The following is a 15,857-nucleotide window of genomic DNA, read 5'->3' on the forward strand; positions in this document are numbered from 1 at the left end:
AGAAGGCTCTATCTATATTTAAAAAGGATACTCCTCTTCTTCTCTTTCTTATCAAGAATTCGCTGAAACGACGGTTTGCAGTGGTTCCGGCTGCAGAAGCGTCAATAATTTATTAAGGGAAGAAAATTACGTTCCCAGTCCTTAAATCAAGCATCATATGCAACATAAAAATAATTATGTAAACTATATATCGTTTCACATCCGCAACTAATTCCTGGAAGTCACGTTAAACTGTTATGATGAAAAATTTAGGAGATGATTATGTTGCCACGAACACCTTATAAGCAATTTAAGGTCATAGGAGCCATTGCAATTTCTACGGGCCTGATCCTTTCTGGATTGAACTTCCCCGCCTCCGCTGCTCCTATCACTTCTTATTCCGGACATCTTGGGAACAGCTATTCTGATCGAACCAAGGTATTGACCCCGAAATGGCAGACCTCTGTCGATTATGTAGCTGACGGACCGATGAGTGCAGCCGCGGATAACGGAATGGTATTTTATACGCTACAAAATAAGCTGACTGCAGCAAATGTCAATACCGGCAAAGTGGTGTGGTCCTCCTCTTCGAAGAGAATATCCAACCTCATTGCCAGCAATAATGCAGTGTTCTATGTGGACAGTACGGGTACGCTCCTGAAGCTGAACGGTCAAACCGGTAAGGTCGGATGGACAGTCAAATCGGCTATAGCTGTCAAAGCAGATATAGATGTACAAGTCTTTTTACAATCTGGAACTTTATATGTAGTTGGCTTCAATCAGTTTGCTGCCTATGATGTACAGTCTGGCAAGAAAAAGTGGCAGATCAAGCCGCGCAGTACATACGGTTTTGATTTGAGCGGCGTCCATGACGGCGTGGTGCTGACTTCAGCACTGGTGGACGAGAATCCGGCCAATCAATATGCCGCCTACGATGCGGCCACCGGTAAACTGCTCTGGACCCTTGCAGAGGGACACTCGGGAATATTGGAATACCGCAGCGGAACAATTTATACACTTAAGGAAGGAACAAGCAGCGGTAAAGGCTATGCGGCTACCATCGATCAAATTGATGTAAAAACAGGAAAGATTCTCTCCTCTTATTCTTATATCCCTGTAAAGGATGTTGTGAACCAAAGCGCTCGTCAAGTCGTCATTGATGGTACTACCATTTATATTGTACAAGAGTTATCAGATTCAAATAGTAGAGTTAGCGAATTTGTCCTGGGACAAGATCCCGCCAAGCAAACCCCGAAAGTTACAGAAGGACGAGGGTTATGGCTGGCTGGTGTGTATAAAGGCCTGCACTTCTACGAAGACAACGATCAGCTCGTTGCACGCAAGGTTAACTCAGATGACTACACTCCATTCTTGGGCCCCAACAATCCCATTAACCGCTTGGACCTCATCGGGAATGGAGCCTACGTTGGTCTTACGGACGGCCAGTTTTATCTGACAAATGCACTAACAGGCAAAGTCACTGGGAAAATTAAAACTGCAGCTCGCAGCTTTGGCACTACGCTGGTAGAGAAGAATACCGTAATCATTCAGGCTGAAAATAAGCTGATTGCCGTTCAGCTTCCCGTCGGTCTTCAATAAACCAAATATATAAATGCAGAAGGGCCCCCAAGATAATATATAACGTATCTTGAGGGCTCATTCTATACTTCAACTCTAGATTGGAACGCGTGTATATGCATGTTCATAACGTTGATGGCGGTACTTTTCGTATAAGTATCATCCCGTTAAGCTTGTGTCCTTAAGCAGCCTGCTTGATCATCCCATCTCCACATAGGTCCATCCGAGATAAGATGAACGCCGCCCAGATACTTATTGATTCCCCGCACTTCAACTGCATCTCTTTTCCCTTGCAGAATCAACTCCCCTAAAGATGTTAAAGAGACTTCTGTTTGCCAGAATGAGTGCTGTCCTTGGGTTGAACCAAACTTCGGCGGTTCAGGATTACCTTGAATTTCTATTAAGGGGCTCGGAAGCTTAGCCAGAAGTGTCAGCTCGCGGGCCGCCTGTAAATCTGAGAATCCCAGCCAACGCAGCTTGTCACTGGCTTTCCTGAACAGCTCCAAAAGCTGCACTGTACCCTTCGCGATTTCACTCAATAAAGTCTGTTCGACAATACCGAGTCCGTTGTAGACCGAGGGGAATCTGGATAGATGAAACCGGAAGGCTTGCTCGCTGAAAGGAAGCTTCCCAGGCTGTTGATCAAGCAATAATTGAAGGGACAACGGATCGGAAGAGATATAAGCCTCCCAAATAAGGCGCCCTGCCTGCAGGTCCTCCGGGCCTAGCTGTGTCCAGGTACCCGATAGCTTCATCAGCTGATCAGAGGACAGCTGTCCAAACCCGTGAAAAGGCTCGATTCCAGGATATTCACCTATCGACAGAAGATGAATCGGTAGTTGCTTGCCTGAGGTGGTGCCCAACCCTTCCAGCTTGTGCAGTAGTAACATCAGCATGGTCTGATCGAACAAATCATATTCGAACCAAAGGATAATCCCCCCCTTCTGCTCCTCAACAAATTGCTGCAAGACCTGCTCCTGGCTTCTGCATCCCTCTTCATATATAGACATTGGGATACCGAGCTCTTGCTCCAGATATCTTCCGCGTTCCTTCAGATTCTTCACAGGCTCAGATGGAGAAAAATGCGGGCCCTCGGTGTACAATTCCCGCCAGACGAGAATCTCCCCCTTGATCCTCCCATCACGCAATTTCTCAGCAACTACATCTCCATTTACAATGTGAAGCATGCTTTGTCGGCCTCCTTGTTCAATGAGCTCAGGCAACGCTAACAAGTCTGCCGCCGGCAGGCTGATCTTGAGCTTATTCCTGGCGTCATAGAGTCTTTTCTTGAGCGTAGATAAAGGGATCTCCAGATGGGCAGCAGTCTCAGCTAGCGAATAACCGAAAATATGAAATAACAAGACGGCATTTCCCAGCTTTTCAGGCAAAGAGCCGATATAGCGGTGAACCGTTGCCTTAAGCTCATTTTGCAACGCGATCTCGGCCGGATTTAAACGCATGACCGGGCGATCCAAAGCATCTTCTCCCATGGCTACAGCCAGCTGCTTCTTGCGCAGTAGTCGATTACACTGCCTTCTTACAATGGTCAAATACCAGGAAGGGAATGCTCCTGGCTCCTTTAACTTGGCTAAATGCTGGTAGACTTCGGTCCATGCCTCCTGAACCGCATCCTCCGCCAAATAATAATCGTTCAAACGACGATAAGCTGTAATCATTCCCAGGGGAGTGAACTCCCGGTTTAGCCAATTGAAGGCAGCTTGCTTCCCTTGCTGTGCTTGTTGCACCTGCTGCTCCAGCAACCTGATCTCTCCTTTATCTCTAATCTCATTAATCAAGTGCCAACTCTATAAGGAAAAGTTACAAATGAGGTCGAAAAACATTAAAGTTTACATAATTTTATTTTCGTTAATATAAATTCAGAGGTTTCAGACTCTTTAAGTAGAATTACAATTTCACTTCAAGCCGTGCCATTGCATCCTCTTTTTCCCGATTGGTGATATGTGTGTATACGGTGGTGGTCTGAATGGAGGAATGGCCTAGCAGTTCTTGGACTGTTCTCAAATCGGCTCCTCGTCTCAGGAGCATCGTTGCGAACGAGTGCCGCAGCTTATGGCTGGAGTATGCGATCCGCTGATTCTCCGGCAGTTCGCTCTGGAATCGCTCGAACGTTTGGGATGCGATGTCTTGAATGCACCGAATGGACAGTCTCTTACCTTTCTGAGAAATAAATAGGGCTTCCTCCTTACTGCGCCAAGGCTGAAGCCGATGCTCTATCGCATCCTTCAGATAAGGGAGCACAGGCTCCGGAACCGGAACTGTACGCCACTTCCTCCCTTTTCCAAACACACTGAGCAGCCGTTTCTCCATATGGAGATCCGCTAAATTCAAGTGATGTACCTCGCCAACACGAAGCCCCATATAGCCCATCAGCAGGAAGATCGCCAGATTGCGTGACCTATACTTTCCCTCCACACTGTTTAAGAAGCGCTGAAGCTCTCGTTCTTCCAGAAAAACAGGCGACCTATTCTTCTCAGTCTTCGATTTCTTAACGCCAGCAGCCGGGTTTCCTTCAAAGACTTCAAGCTCATTAAGCGCCTTATAGAAGCAATTAATGGATGCATGCTTACGATTTCTGGTGCTATCGGATACCCCCCGTTCTCGGACAGAGGTTAAGTAGCTGACTATATGAAGACGCTTGACCTTCTCTAGTGGCTTACCTGATAATCCGCTTAAAAACTCTCGAACGTCCCCAAGGTAGGACTTTTGTGTATATGGAGTATAACCGGCATCTTTCATCCAAATCAGAAATGCCTCAAGCTCTTCTTCATACATTTCATCGATGACGGAGTAATCTGTTTTATGTTTTGGCAACGTTCTTCTCCCTCTCATCTCTTGGAAGCTGTTTCTATCAAACAGTGTATCGGATGCCAGTATGCATCGCAAGTCACGGGCAACAGTTCTACATATGAAGAGACTAGGTATTGATTTTATTGCATTTAGGAAAAATGAATCAATTCGGCCCTGATATGAAACATTTTCCATGTCATAAGCGTCTTTAATGCTGGAACTACAAGACAGTCATATTTAGGAGGTTAACACATGAATTATTCGAAGTTACTTAACCACAAGAAAATAGGTTCCGTACTCTTGGCATCCGCAGTCGTGCTGTCCGCCACGGCCGTTCCTTACTCTGCCGTCAACGCTAAAGCAGCTACTGCAGCCACACAGAAGCAAAGTAATAGCAATGTACAGACACTTAAGCCCGTATGGGAAAAGAACATAGGCAAAGCAAACAGTGCGCAAATCAGCTACACTTTCTCCAAAGGGATCATCTATTACAATGCGGGAACATCTCTGGCTGCAGCAGATATGAAGACAGGGAAAACCAAATGGACCTATAAAGCGACCCCATCCTCAGCACCCGTTGTAAATTCCGGCTATGTATTCTTTACAGACAATACGGGTCGACTCCACAAAGTAAACGCCAAAACAGGGAAGAGCACATGGACTGGCAAGGTATACGGTGCTCCAAAGAGTGGCAAGGCATATAAGCCGAATGGCGTATACTACCTGGATAAGATGATGATCGTTAACGATTCATACGGCTTGACCGCTTACGACATCAACACAGGGAAGCTCAAATGGAAATCCGAAGCCGAAGGAAATTCCGGTTATAACATTGAGATTATGAACGGTCTGATTTTGGCCAGTTCCCCAGTCAGCGGTGCCATTACTACCAACTATTTGTATGGTATTGACGCGTATACAGGCAAGGTAGAATGGACTTATAAAGGCGACTTCAAAAAAGTGCTACAAACTAGTCCAAATTTGTATATCGCCAAAAATAACAACGGTATAGACGATGGATACGCCCTCACGATCGATGTACTTGAACAAGCCACAGGCAAGGTGTTGAAAACGCTGGAGTATCAGCCCGTTCAATTTGTCGAGAGTGAATCGGCCCAACTGGTTGAGAACACGGCGAGCAATTATTATTTCGTGAAGCGTGCACAAGAAGGCGGAAGCATTCTAGGGGTCGTGCCGCATAACGCAGCTAACCACTCTGCCGCCGTGACTTCGTATAAATACGATTCAGAAATTACCGGAATTGAAGTCGCAGAAAGCTATAATACCATCGTCATTAGTTTGGCTGACGGACGGCTCGTCTTAAAAAACACTAAAACAGGTAAAGATACAGTTACCAAATACAGTTCTAAAATCAGCCGGTTCGATATTCTATATAACACGATCGCGATCGGGCTGGCAGACGGACGAATGGTTGTGAAAAATATCAAGACAGGCAAGGATGCTGCGAGCTACAAACTGGGCTCCGGAAACTTCCTTGAGACCATGCACAACGAGAGTAACAGACTGATTGTCCAAACTGGCAGCAAACTTTACCTTGTTCCACTTCCGGCAGGTTTGAAATTATAAACTCATCACAAAACCCCGCTCTTCCATTTCGGAAAGCGGGGTTTTTGGCCTCTCATTTTATCGGGCAAGTGATTGAGCGTTACATATAAAATCGATATCATCAAAAACTGCGTATAATTTATGTTATGCGCAGTTTTTTGCTTCATTTTCTAGCTTAAAAGGGACGATAATAACCATTTAATGGAGATATCCGCTAAGCCCTTGAATGCCTTAGGCTTAGCGGCATGTTTACCTGCTTATAGCTATCGTTACATTAGTCAACAAGCTTCAACCTTTTAAGAATCTCACAGAGGTGTTGTCGAGCTGGCCCGTTCAGCGCTTGCAGCGGCAACGGCAGGCAAGGACTGTCGACCGCCTCCTGTAATTCGGCTGCAGCTGCTATTACCCTTAGGCTGCCATATTGACGAAACAGCTCCCATAATGGATTCAGTTGTGCGGATTGCTGTAGGACATCCTCTGAATCACCCGCCTGTGCAGCACGAATGATGCTTAGACAAGGCTCGGGAAATAAGCCTCCAAGCGCCGAGTACCATATTTCACAACCAGCATTCAAGCCTGTTGCCGCAAATGGATCGCCGCTTATACCGATCGTCACATGTGGTGGAATCTGAGCACGCAGTTCTTCTATCCGTACCTTTGCTTCTTCAGGATCAAGCGTGACTCCCGGTATCTTGATGGAACTGACATTGGGAAGCTGAGCGATCCGGCCAAGTAATTCGTCACTGAATTGAAAATGAGTCGTACCCGGATTATCATAAATGCACAGTGGTATGGATAGATTACGCGTCACGGTTTCGTAAAGCGAAAAAACCTCCACGTCGGTGAGCTTCTGATACGATACCGGAGCCAAAAGCACAGCGCTTGCTCCCGCTATTTGTGCATCCTCTGCTAGCCGAAGCACAGTGTGAGTAGTCAGTGCCCCAATACCAACCATAACCGGCGTTCCTTCGGCATTCTCTACGGCAAGCTGAGTGACACGCATTCGTTCATCCCGAGAAAGATATGCGTAGCTCCCGGTTGAACCCAATGCGCCAATGGAGTCCACTCCCGCTGAGACCAAGCGTTTAACGAGTCGCACGAATGCCTTTTCATCAATACCTGTTTCGTTCAACGGTGTAAGCGGAAAAGCAGATAATCCAGAAAACATGTTTTTCACTCCTTTTATCCATTCTTCAATTTTAATGTTTAAACTTCCCCTTGGTTCCCTCTTTACTTTTTGCTTCATGAAAGATTAGACTTATTATAAAAATCATTTGGCCCCATTAAAAGATCCAGTTTCGAGTTATTTGATGATGCCAGGTGACACTGTCAGATAAATTAGGAACCGTCCAAGGAAGCACCGCTTCCAAAACTTTATTTAGAAAGAGGAAGTATAATGTTAGCGATAATGCCAGCTCTAGATACAGCAAAAAAGGAACCTCTCTATACCCAACTCTACCGTTATATAAAAAATGAAATTCAAGCAAATAACATTCCCACTCACAGCAAGCTGCCTTCACAAAGAAAATTAGCAAATGATTTAAATGTAAGTCGGAACACGGTAGACGCTGCTTACCAGCAGCTGATTGCCGAAGGTTATCTTCGAAGTGAGGCAAGAAAGGGATTATTTGTTGTCGATATAAGAAGCGAACTCCTTCTTGCAGGCTCCTCCTCTAACACAGAAATGAAGAGAAACACCCGTCAAGAGAAAGAGTGTCAAGGATCCACGTCAACAGCTGATGAGTATAATTTCAAGTATGGGAATATAGATTTAATCCATTTTCCATATAAGTTATGGCGTCAAATGACGATAAAAAGCCTAGCTTCAGGGCAAGATAGCCTACTATTGTATGGGGAACCGCAAGGAGAAATTGAACTTCGAAATCACATTGCAAGATACTTGTATCAATCTAGAGGAGTTGAATGCTCAGCTGAGCAAATCGTCATTGGAGCAGGAACACAATATCTGTTAAGTCTAATATGTAAATTGATTGGCAGGGATTTCGTTTATGGCATGGAAGAACCGGGGTATGATCGTGTACGGCTTATATTAAAAGACTATGTGAGAAGAGTTGAGCCCATCCATCTTGATGAGCATGGCATTGATGTAGCTAAGTTAACCCTTAGCGAAGCAAAGATCGTCTATGTTACTCCTTCTCATCAATTTCCATCTGGAATTGTAATGCCCGTTTCTCGGCGTTTGGAATTAATCGAATGGGCACAGACAACGGGAGGATATATCATTGAGGATGATTACGACAGTGAATTCAGATATGAAGGAAAGCCTATCCCATCACTACAAAGCCTTGATCGGCATGGAAACGTTATATATATAGGGACGTTCTCCAAATCTCTTATCCCCTCTCTCTGTTTGGGCTACATGGTGCTTCCAAATAAGCTGTTAGTAAAGTATATAGAAAAGTTTGGTCGATATAAACAGACGACTTCCCGACTACATCAACATACGCTAAAGCTCTTTATCGAAAACGGAAAATGGCTAAAGCATCTAAATAAAGTAAGAAATATTTATAGAAAAAGGCACCAGGCTTTACTTCAAGCGATTCAAATAAATATGAAAGATCGTGTCCGTATTTTGGGTTCAGATTCTGGTCTACACCTTCTTTTAGAACCAAGGAATAATATGTCAGAGGCAGAGCTTATCCGTGTCGCCAAGGAAAAAGGGGTTATAGTCTACCCCGTATCTCCATTTTATGAGTGTTCGGCTCCTTCTCAGTATCCCCAAATTCTTCTTGGATTTGCCGGTTTAGATGAGAACAAGATTCACGAGGGTATCCATTTACTTTCTGAAGCCTGGTATAACGAAAACTAGAATGTTGAATTGCGGGTTGGACCTTCAAAACCAATCCAAAAAAAAGAACTTCCCCCGTAGAGGAAGTTCTTTAGCTGAAAAAAAGATATGGTTATGCTTTAGCAATCTTGTCCTGAGTCGCCCGGTCTTGAGGTTCAACGGGTTCCACCGGATAGAGCTTGCGGAACAACAAATTCTGAAGCAGCAGGAAGGTTCCGCCCACCATCCAATAAAGAGGCAGCGCCGCTGGTGTATTGAATGAGAATACCAGCATCATGATAGGTGAGATATATCCCATTAACGCTAACTGCTTCTGCTGCTCAGCAGGCATATTCTTCTGGGACAACTTAGTCTGAAGCAGGTAAATGACTGCAACGATTATCGCCAACATATGATCCGGTTTGCCTAATTGAAACCAGAGAAAAGAATGAGATGACAATTCTGGGGTTAGGCGAATAGCCGTATACATTCCTGATAAAATAGGCAGCTGTATTAACACCGGTAAGCATCCGATATTTAGCGGGTTGAACTGGTGTTTTTTATATACAGCCATCGTCTCTTCCTGCAGCTTAAGCTGCGCGTCACGGTCCTTCTTCCCTGCATATTTCTCCTTAATCCGGTCCAGATCAGGCTTCATCAAATTCATCGTTCTTCGCATCTTCTGCTGGTTCCGGGCTTGCTTCATCATCAAAGGCATCAGGGCAATCCGTACCATCAGAGTGATTACCATAATAGCAAGCCCGTAGCTTCCGCCAAACCAATCCGCAAGATGCCGGACTAGATAGGACAGCGGAAATACTACATAATGATTGAAGAAACCAGGTGTATTTGAATCAATGACCTTCGTATTTGTGCCGCATGCCGACAGCAGAAGAACCAGCATTATGACACCGATAAGTCCAATAATCCGTCCCTTGGAAGTGAATCCTTTATTTGATCCCATGTAAATCCTCCTCTTGATTGTAGGTATAACTTCAACGAGGAGGAAGTACAGTCCGTATTGACATCTTCGTCAGGTGATTCTTTCCTTCGAATCATCCTTGACAGCCGGACCGGGCTCTCACACCGAATTATAACTACAATTGGCTGAGGATAATCACTGTTCCAAAGACGCCCGCTTTCGATCCTGCATTCCTGTAGCCCACAATACAAATGGGCTATATAAGCATAGCTTACCGTACAGATCAAACCAATGGAGAATAAATAAGGAAGCATGTCGCTTAATTCAAACAAAGGACTCACCTCCCTTCTAGATACTTAATCGTTATTATATCAAATAACTATTCCTTGTTACAAAAAGAGCTATATACAGATAATCGTACTCTATGTGTCTGCAAATGATTCTAATAATACGAAGTTATACAAGGGTACCGTTTGGATATGCAAATTTCACCTCTCTCTTTAAAAGTCGATCTAATAGTTTACATAACTTTTATTCCGTAAACTATTGATGTCCTTTTAACACTTAGGTACGTATATTGTTTGGATTTGTAGATGTGATGATATATAGGAATATTATTTCTTTTGTGAATTTTTCATATGATGAATTAAGATAAAATATATCCTTATTGCCTATCAAGCTTGAAAATCGCCAATTTCAACACATGTCTTTCGAATTGACGCATCTTTGAACACACGCTCCGCGGCTCTTTAAGATCTTTAGCGGTTAAGCTTCTGGATTCAGGTGGATACCTGCACCGATTTCATCCACACACCGCGCAACAATAGGCTGGTCGGCGCTTTGAGGAAGTACAATCAGCGGCACACCATAATAAAGGCTTTCGCTGGTACTATTCATGTCTCCATGTGTGATAAACAACTTGGCCTTCTGCAGTACTTCGAGTTGCGGCACGTAATTGCGGACAATAAAATTCGCAGGAATATCTTCGAAATCCGCAATCTCCGGGTATGTCTGTCAACAGATAGAATGACGGTGCATTCCGTTTCAGCGAACGCCGTAAAGCATAGCCTGTAAAAATCCAATGCTTGATTGAATACCGTGCCTTGACTCGACGCGATCACGAAACTGATCCATTTTAAAGTAAACCACCTCGCCCTCAGCTGATTTTTCACGTAGGCCCATAATCCCATTTAAGATCGTGTATAGCAACTGTTTGCCAATTCCATGCTTTTGTGAAAAGTGATTATACTCTGACTTTATATAGTATCGGTTCTGACCAATCCGAATGTAAAGTTATCAAGTAGCATAGACAACACCTCTTCCGGAAGTTTACATAATTTTATTACTTTAAACTTACTTCTTTATACCTCTAGATTCGTGTATAGTTTGGATATGCATTACGTATCTAGATATAATTTATTTCTATTATGAATTTTTCATATGATGGCTTTTGAGAACATTGTAGCGTTCTTCTTTATATCATATGAATTCTTTTGAAATTTGTTTACATAATTAAATTATTGTTACTATAAAATACAATCCCTTCATCCGTATAGCGGGTGACTTTATGTTTCGCGCGTTTACGCGCTCAACTGACTAAAGCCTAAAAAAAGCATGGCCTTTAACAGACCATGCTCATTGAACAAATTTATCTAAGTAAGCCCAATCCAATCCGACTTAGCTATCTCATGCCACCGCTGTCTTATTGCACGGTATTCTTCAGCTGACAACAGACCTTTCTCCAATAGAGCTGCATTTTGACGCCAGCGATCCGGATTCTGTGTGCCTACGATAGCGGTATCCACACCTGGAACAGTCAAGGTAAATCTTAAAGCTTGGCTTACAGAAACAGATACATCATCCCGCAAAAACTCATACTCCAGCTCCTGTAGCCTTTTCCAGTACGAATATGCATAGTCATTTCGATCTACATTCTCCTTGGTCCAAGCTACATTTGCTACAGGTCTTTTGGCGATAATGCCCATCCCCTTCTTCTTAGCCTCAGGAATCGTCAGCTCCACCGCTTCTTGATCTGCTATGTTTAGCGAAGTTTCAAAGCTGTCGAACACACCTGTAGCAATCGCATATACGGCCGCCGTGCTATCACCGCTGTAACCGATAAATCGGGTTTTGCCCTTCTCCTTCGCCCGCTGCAGCACTCCAATTACATCCCCCTGCCGGAGGATTTCCTCAGAACAGCTATGCAGGTGGATAACATCCACATAGTCTGTTTGCAGTCTTTGCAGGCTTCGGTCAATGGTCTTCTCCAGCAGCTTCGGCTCCCAATCATCCAGTTCCATGCCTGAGGCATGTCCGCATTTGGTAAAGAGATAGTAATCTTGCCGGCGATGAGCAAGAACCCGGCCGATCAGTTCTTCACTCTCTCCATAACATTCCGCCGTATCAATAACGTTAAGACCTGCATCCAATGCCGAGCCCAGCAGTTTATCCACTGCTAAAGCATCTGTTCCGCGCCCGATCTCAGCCCCACCGAACCCCAGCATACTTACCTTCATTCCTGTACGCCCAAATTCCCGCTGTTCCATTCTTTCAGCCTCCTGTCCAGGTGATTGTTGGTTCATGCATGTAAAAGAGCAGCTTTCTATGAACGCCAACTATTCTACTATAATTTGGGACGGCATGAAAGCGATCACACACTCTATCCTTCGGACCTGAACAACTGAATGATATTGCCGTTCTCTTCTCTTGTCTTTTCTACATACCCTTCAGGGGCAAATTCTTCGATTGTCTTTCTCCAGAACGCTTGGGCAGGGATATTTTTGGGGATTTGCTGTACTATCCACCTTCCTTCATATTTCCGGAACAGCTCATGTGCTGCAGCCTTTCCTACTCCCGATCTGCGAAACTTGCGAAGCACAAAAAATTCTGTGACATAATAGTCGCCATCCGGGTGACCGTTCAAGGCTTCTATTAACGCAAATCCAGCAAGCTCTCCTTTACATTTTATGAAATAGGCGTGCTTAAGCTGAGGCTCCTGACCCCAGAAGGCGTCAAGCGGATAGTTCGCAAACCTTCCATCATATTCAACACGGAGGTCTAAGTAATCCGTAAAATCATAGATGTAGAACTGCAATAAATTCTCAAGCACTTTGCGCTCAGATTCCTGTACCGGTTCTAGCCACTTCGTCATGTTATTCTCCTTCCATCCGTTCAAAGGTTCATTTGCTATGATACAATAAGAGATATTGCAGAAGTCATAGGGAGTGGAATCTCACATGAATATACAAAAAGAAATCGACCGAAAGAAACTCGATGAACGTGCCCCTCTTATGCCCTGGTTCGTTCAGCAGTTTATTGACTATAAACTGCCTGATCTATCCCCTTCCACACTGCTAGAATATATCAGGGATTATGAGCAGTTTTTTAATTGGCTTCGTGCCGAGGGGCTCAGCAGAGCGGGAACTAACCAAGATGTTACCCTGGAGGAGCTTGAGGTTCTGCATATGGAGAGCATCGTGGCTTACCGACTGTATCTTACAACGCGTACAACCGGCACGAATTCACGGATAACCGTATCCCGTAAGCTTTCTTCCTTACGCTCATTATTCCATTATTTAAGTCAAATTGCGGAAGATGAGAATTTCTATCCCCTGCTCAAGCGCAATATTATGGCCAAGGTGGAGATCAAACGAATCCACAAACCGAAGGACACAGCCGCCAAGCTGAAAGGGAAAATTCTTGAGGAAGATGAGCTGGTTGATTTCATCCACTACATTCACGAAGGCTATGGACAGGATGTTGCGAGCAACAAGCAGGCCTTACACGCTTTTGAGCAAAACAAGGTAAGAGATGCCTGTATTGCCAGCCTAATTCTCAATTCTGGGCTTCGCGTATCCGAGGTGGTAAATCTCAATGTCAATGACCTTGACCTGGCGAACAAAATGCTCTATGTATACCGTAAAGGCAACAACGACGAGACCTTTAAGGCACCGGTTTATTTTCGCGAACAAGCCAAAGATGATCTGGCCGAATATTTAACGTTAAGAGATTCAAGATACCGGACACCAAAGCGTGAAAAGGCGCTATTCGTAGCCCTGCCGAACGGCCAACAAGAAGGCAAACGGATGACCAAACGGGCGATTCAGGCCATGATCATTAAATATGCCAAACGGTTCGGCAAGCCTTACTTAACGGTACATAAGCTGCGTCACTCGTTCGCTACAGATTACTATTTGCAAAATGATATCTACAAGACCAAAGAGCAGCTCGGACATGCTTCTACAGAAACCACTGAAGTATACGCCCATCTAACCGATAAGACCATGTCTGAGGCGATTGAGCGCCGACTTGAACAATAGCTAAGTTGCGCCCCGTAAGGGGCGCGTTTAGTTTATAAAATAGGATTAATCCTGCTCAAAATAATCCATCGTCCACTTGATCCATCCGCCCTGGTCCTCCATATCAAATAGCGGCAATCCACCAGCACCTAGTAATTCACGTACCTCGGCTTCAGCCTCAGCCTTAGCTTGCTTCCAATAAATTATGCCAGCAGGCTGTTTAAGACGAAGCAGCTTCTTTATATCCCCCGGCTCTCTAACCAGCAGCAGCTTGGGATAGTCTTCTTCTTTGAAACCTTCGACCAGAATGAGGTCAAAGGTTCGGAATTGACCAACAAGGGAATCCAGGGAGCTCTCTTCTTCCCTTATGACTGCGGTTCGCTGTCTTGAAGTGATCGCGACTGCAGCTGCTCCTGCTTCGGTAAACCGAAATGTATCGGTCCCCTCATGATCCATTTCGAACTCATGTCCATCATGCTTGATCACGGCTACCCGAAGACCCCTACCCTTATAATGCTCGACTAGCTTTCGAACTACAGTGGTCTTGCCACTGTTCTTGTAACCTACAATTTGCAGCACCGGCGGAATGCGCAAATCCAAATCCAGTCTTTCACTCATCAGGCAGGAGTTCCAGAAAGCTTCAACACCTGAACAGACTCTCCCGCAGTCACACCGTTGGTTGTAGGCGGAATAACGATCAGGCAGTCGCTATCCTTAATGGTGATCATTACACTGGACTCATCCAAAGCAGCAGGGTATACATAAACTTTCCCTTCTTGAATCTCTGTTCTGCCTCGTACAAATCTTGTAAAGTTATTCACCTTGTTGTAATCTGACCCTAGTATCGCCTCAAAGCTCGTCAGATAAGGAGTAACAGAACCCATCATCGTCTGAATTGCGGGTCTGACAAACAGCTCGAATCCGACAAAGCAGGCTCCAGGATTGCCTGAGAGAGCAAAAAGCAACTTCCCGTTCTTAACAGCAGCTGTAGTGACACTGCCTGGGCGCATGGCAATTTTGTTGAACAGCAGCTCAACACCATCTTCCCGCACCAGATCCGCCATAATATCGAAGTCCCCTACCGACACGCCTCCTGTTGTGATCACAAAATCATATTCCGCTAACGCTTGCTCCACACGCCCTTTGGCCAGAACGAGATCGTCTTCAATGGCTTCGAGCATGAACGGTTCGGCTCCGGCTGCTCGAACCTGCGCTGCTAAAGTATAGGTGTTGCTATTGCGGATTTTCCCATCCTGGAGAGGTTCATCTACCCGAAGAAGCTCTGATCCCGTTGAGAAAATAGCAACTCTTGGTTTTACTGCTACTTGCACATTAGCAATTCCAAAAGTTGCGAGAACCGAGATCTCGCCAGCAGAAATTGCCCGGCCATGGTCCAGGATCAATTCCCCCTGTGCCAATTCTTGTCCGACAGGAGTAACATTCTTTCCAGCCTCGATCTCCCGTTTGAGTCCAATAAAGGTTCCGCCGCTCTCGCGGGTTTCTGTCATTTCCAGCATAACAACCGCATCTGCTTCATCGGGAACCTTCGCGCCTGTCATGATCCTAGCGACCATACCTGGCTTAAGAACTACTGACGGAAGCGATCCGCAAGGGATTTCGTCAACGACTTCAAGCCAGACCATTTCCTCGCTGCTTGCCCCCTTGGTATCTTCACTGCGAAGTGCAAATCCATCCATACCGGATCTGCGGAAGTGCGGATAAGGATGAGGAGCTATTACTTTCTCAGCCAGGATTCTGCCCTGAGCTTCTATAAGATTCACCGTTTCTACTGCCGCTCTTGGAACCCGGGGTAAAATTAATTGCTGTGCATCTGCAACCTGCAGAGCAGTACGCCGAAATTTAGATGATGAATTACTTGCTGCGTTCACTGTTATGCCTCCTGTTATCGTTGATCAGC

General features: G+C 45.0%; 13 protein-coding genes. 4 read left to right on the plus strand and 9 right to left on the minus strand.

The features are described from left to right. The first annotated feature begins 261 nt into the window (after positions 1-261). Positions 262-1,578 (plus strand): outer membrane protein assembly factor BamB family protein, encoded by a 1,317-nt coding sequence (locus DCC85_RS11630; RefSeq protein ID WP_159081859.1) that lies wholly within the window; start codon positions 262-264, stop codon positions 1,576-1,578. Positions 1,579-1,724: 146 nt separating this feature from the next. Here DCC85_RS11630 and DCC85_RS11635 read toward each other — a convergent pair whose 3' ends face one another. Together DCC85_RS11635 and DCC85_RS11640 are read right to left on the minus strand one after the other, a co-directional pair. Then, a complete protein-coding gene (locus DCC85_RS11635; RefSeq protein ID WP_108465740.1) occupies positions 1,725-3,317 on the minus strand; it encodes a sigma-70 family RNA polymerase sigma factor in 1,593 nt (530 codons plus the stop codon). 145 nt (positions 3,318-3,462) lie between these two features. Further along, positions 3,463-4,350, minus strand: a complete 888-nt coding sequence (locus DCC85_RS11640; RefSeq protein WP_234414471.1) for a tyrosine-type recombinase/integrase — start codon at positions 4,348-4,350, stop codon at positions 3,463-3,465. A gap of 267 nt (positions 4,351-4,617) precedes the next feature. Here DCC85_RS11640 and DCC85_RS11645 point away from each other — a divergent pair, with 267 nt between their 5' ends. Then, positions 4,618-5,952 (plus strand): outer membrane protein assembly factor BamB family protein, encoded by a 1,335-nt coding sequence (locus DCC85_RS11645; protein ID WP_108465742.1) that lies wholly within the window; start codon positions 4,618-4,620, stop codon positions 5,950-5,952. Between the two features lie 253 nt (positions 5,953-6,205). Here DCC85_RS11645 and DCC85_RS11650 read toward each other — a convergent pair whose 3' ends face one another. Continuing rightward, complete coding sequence (locus DCC85_RS11650; protein ID WP_108465743.1) at positions 6,206-7,099, minus strand: dihydrodipicolinate synthase family protein; 894 nt, start codon at positions 7,097-7,099, stop codon at positions 6,206-6,208. Positions 7,100-7,327: 228 nt separating this feature from the next. Here DCC85_RS11650 and pdxR point away from each other — a divergent pair, with 228 nt between their 5' ends. Then, positions 7,328-8,761, plus strand: coding sequence for a MocR-like pyridoxine biosynthesis transcription factor PdxR (gene pdxR / locus DCC85_RS11655; RefSeq protein WP_108465744.1), 1,434 nt, complete (start codon positions 7,328-7,330; stop codon positions 8,759-8,761). A gap of 91 nt (positions 8,762-8,852) precedes the next feature. Here the strand turns inward: pdxR and yidC are convergent, their stop codons facing one another. From yidC to DCC85_RS11675, 4 genes are all read right to left on the minus strand, one after another. After that, positions 8,853-9,683 (minus strand): membrane protein insertase YidC, encoded by an 831-nt coding sequence (gene yidC, locus DCC85_RS11660; RefSeq protein WP_108465745.1) that lies wholly within the window; start codon positions 9,681-9,683, stop codon positions 8,853-8,855. Positions 9,684-10,406: 723 nt separating this feature from the next. Continuing rightward, complete coding sequence (locus DCC85_RS23715; protein ID WP_442789489.1) at positions 10,407-10,592, minus strand: nucleotide disphospho-sugar-binding domain-containing protein; 186 nt, start codon at positions 10,590-10,592, stop codon at positions 10,407-10,409. A gap of 701 nt (positions 10,593-11,293) precedes the next feature. Next, on the minus strand, positions 11,294-12,187 hold the full coding sequence (locus DCC85_RS11670) for an aldo/keto reductase (protein WP_108465746.1): 894 nt from the start codon (positions 12,185-12,187) through the stop codon (positions 11,294-11,296). 113 nt (positions 12,188-12,300) lie between these two features. Next, on the minus strand, positions 12,301-12,792 hold the full coding sequence (locus DCC85_RS11675) for a GNAT family N-acetyltransferase (RefSeq protein ID WP_108465747.1): 492 nt from the start codon (positions 12,790-12,792) through the stop codon (positions 12,301-12,303). 85 nt (positions 12,793-12,877) lie between these two features. Between DCC85_RS11675 and xerS the strand changes: the two genes are divergently transcribed. After that, entirely contained in the window at positions 12,878-13,960 is a 1,083-nt protein-coding gene (gene xerS, locus DCC85_RS11680; RefSeq protein ID WP_108465748.1) for a tyrosine recombinase XerS, read from the plus strand. A 45-nt stretch (positions 13,961-14,005) separates the two neighbouring features. On the opposite strand, the gene mobB is transcribed toward xerS, so the two are convergent. Beyond that, positions 14,006-14,557 (minus strand): molybdopterin-guanine dinucleotide biosynthesis protein B, encoded by a 552-nt coding sequence (mobB, locus tag DCC85_RS11685; protein WP_234414146.1) that lies wholly within the window; start codon positions 14,555-14,557, stop codon positions 14,006-14,008. Continuing rightward, the gene (locus DCC85_RS11690; protein WP_108465749.1) at positions 14,557-15,828 is read right to left on the minus strand and encodes a molybdopterin molybdotransferase MoeA; all 1,272 of its coding nucleotides are present in this window, start codon (positions 15,826-15,828) and stop codon (positions 14,557-14,559) included. The genes mobB and DCC85_RS11690 overlap by 1 nt, the downstream gene beginning before the upstream one ends. Positions 15,829-15,857 lie beyond the last annotated feature (29 nt).

Source organism: Paenibacillus sp. CAA11, from assembly GCF_003060825.1.
In the GTDB taxonomy this organism is placed as follows: domain Bacteria; phylum Bacillota; class Bacilli; order Paenibacillales; family Paenibacillaceae; genus Fontibacillus.

Excerpts from the sequence above, each read along its gene's own strand:
- DCC85_RS11630 (WP_159081859.1), top strand. The coding sequence starts at position 262 with ATGTTGCCACGAACACCTTATAAGCAATTTAAGGTCATAGGAGCCATT.
- pdxR (WP_108465744.1), top strand. The coding sequence starts at position 7,328 with ATGTTAGCGATAATGCCAGCTCTAGATACAGCAAAAAAGGAACCTCTC.
- DCC85_RS11645 (WP_108465742.1), top strand. The coding sequence starts at position 4,618 with ATGAATTATTCGAAGTTACTTAACCACAAGAAAATAGGTTCCGTACTC.
- DCC85_RS11640 (WP_234414471.1), bottom strand. The coding sequence starts at position 4,350 with ATGTATGAAGAAGAGCTTGAGGCATTTCTGATTTGGATGAAAGATGCC.
- DCC85_RS11650 (WP_108465743.1), bottom strand. The coding sequence starts at position 7,099 with ATGTTTTCTGGATTATCTGCTTTTCCGCTTACACCGTTGAACGAAACA.
- DCC85_RS11670 (WP_108465746.1), bottom strand. The coding sequence starts at position 12,187 with ATGGAACAGCGGGAATTTGGGCGTACAGGAATGAAGGTAAGTATGCTG.
- yidC (WP_108465745.1), bottom strand. The coding sequence starts at position 9,683 with ATGGGATCAAATAAAGGATTCACTTCCAAGGGACGGATTATTGGACTT.
- mobB (WP_234414146.1), bottom strand. The coding sequence starts at position 14,557 with ATGAGTGAAAGACTGGATTTGGATTTGCGCATTCCGCCGGTGCTGCAA.
- DCC85_RS11675 (WP_108465747.1), bottom strand. The coding sequence starts at position 12,792 with ATGACGAAGTGGCTAGAACCGGTACAGGAATCTGAGCGCAAAGTGCTT.
- xerS (WP_108465748.1), top strand. The coding sequence starts at position 12,878 with ATGAATATACAAAAAGAAATCGACCGAAAGAAACTCGATGAACGTGCC.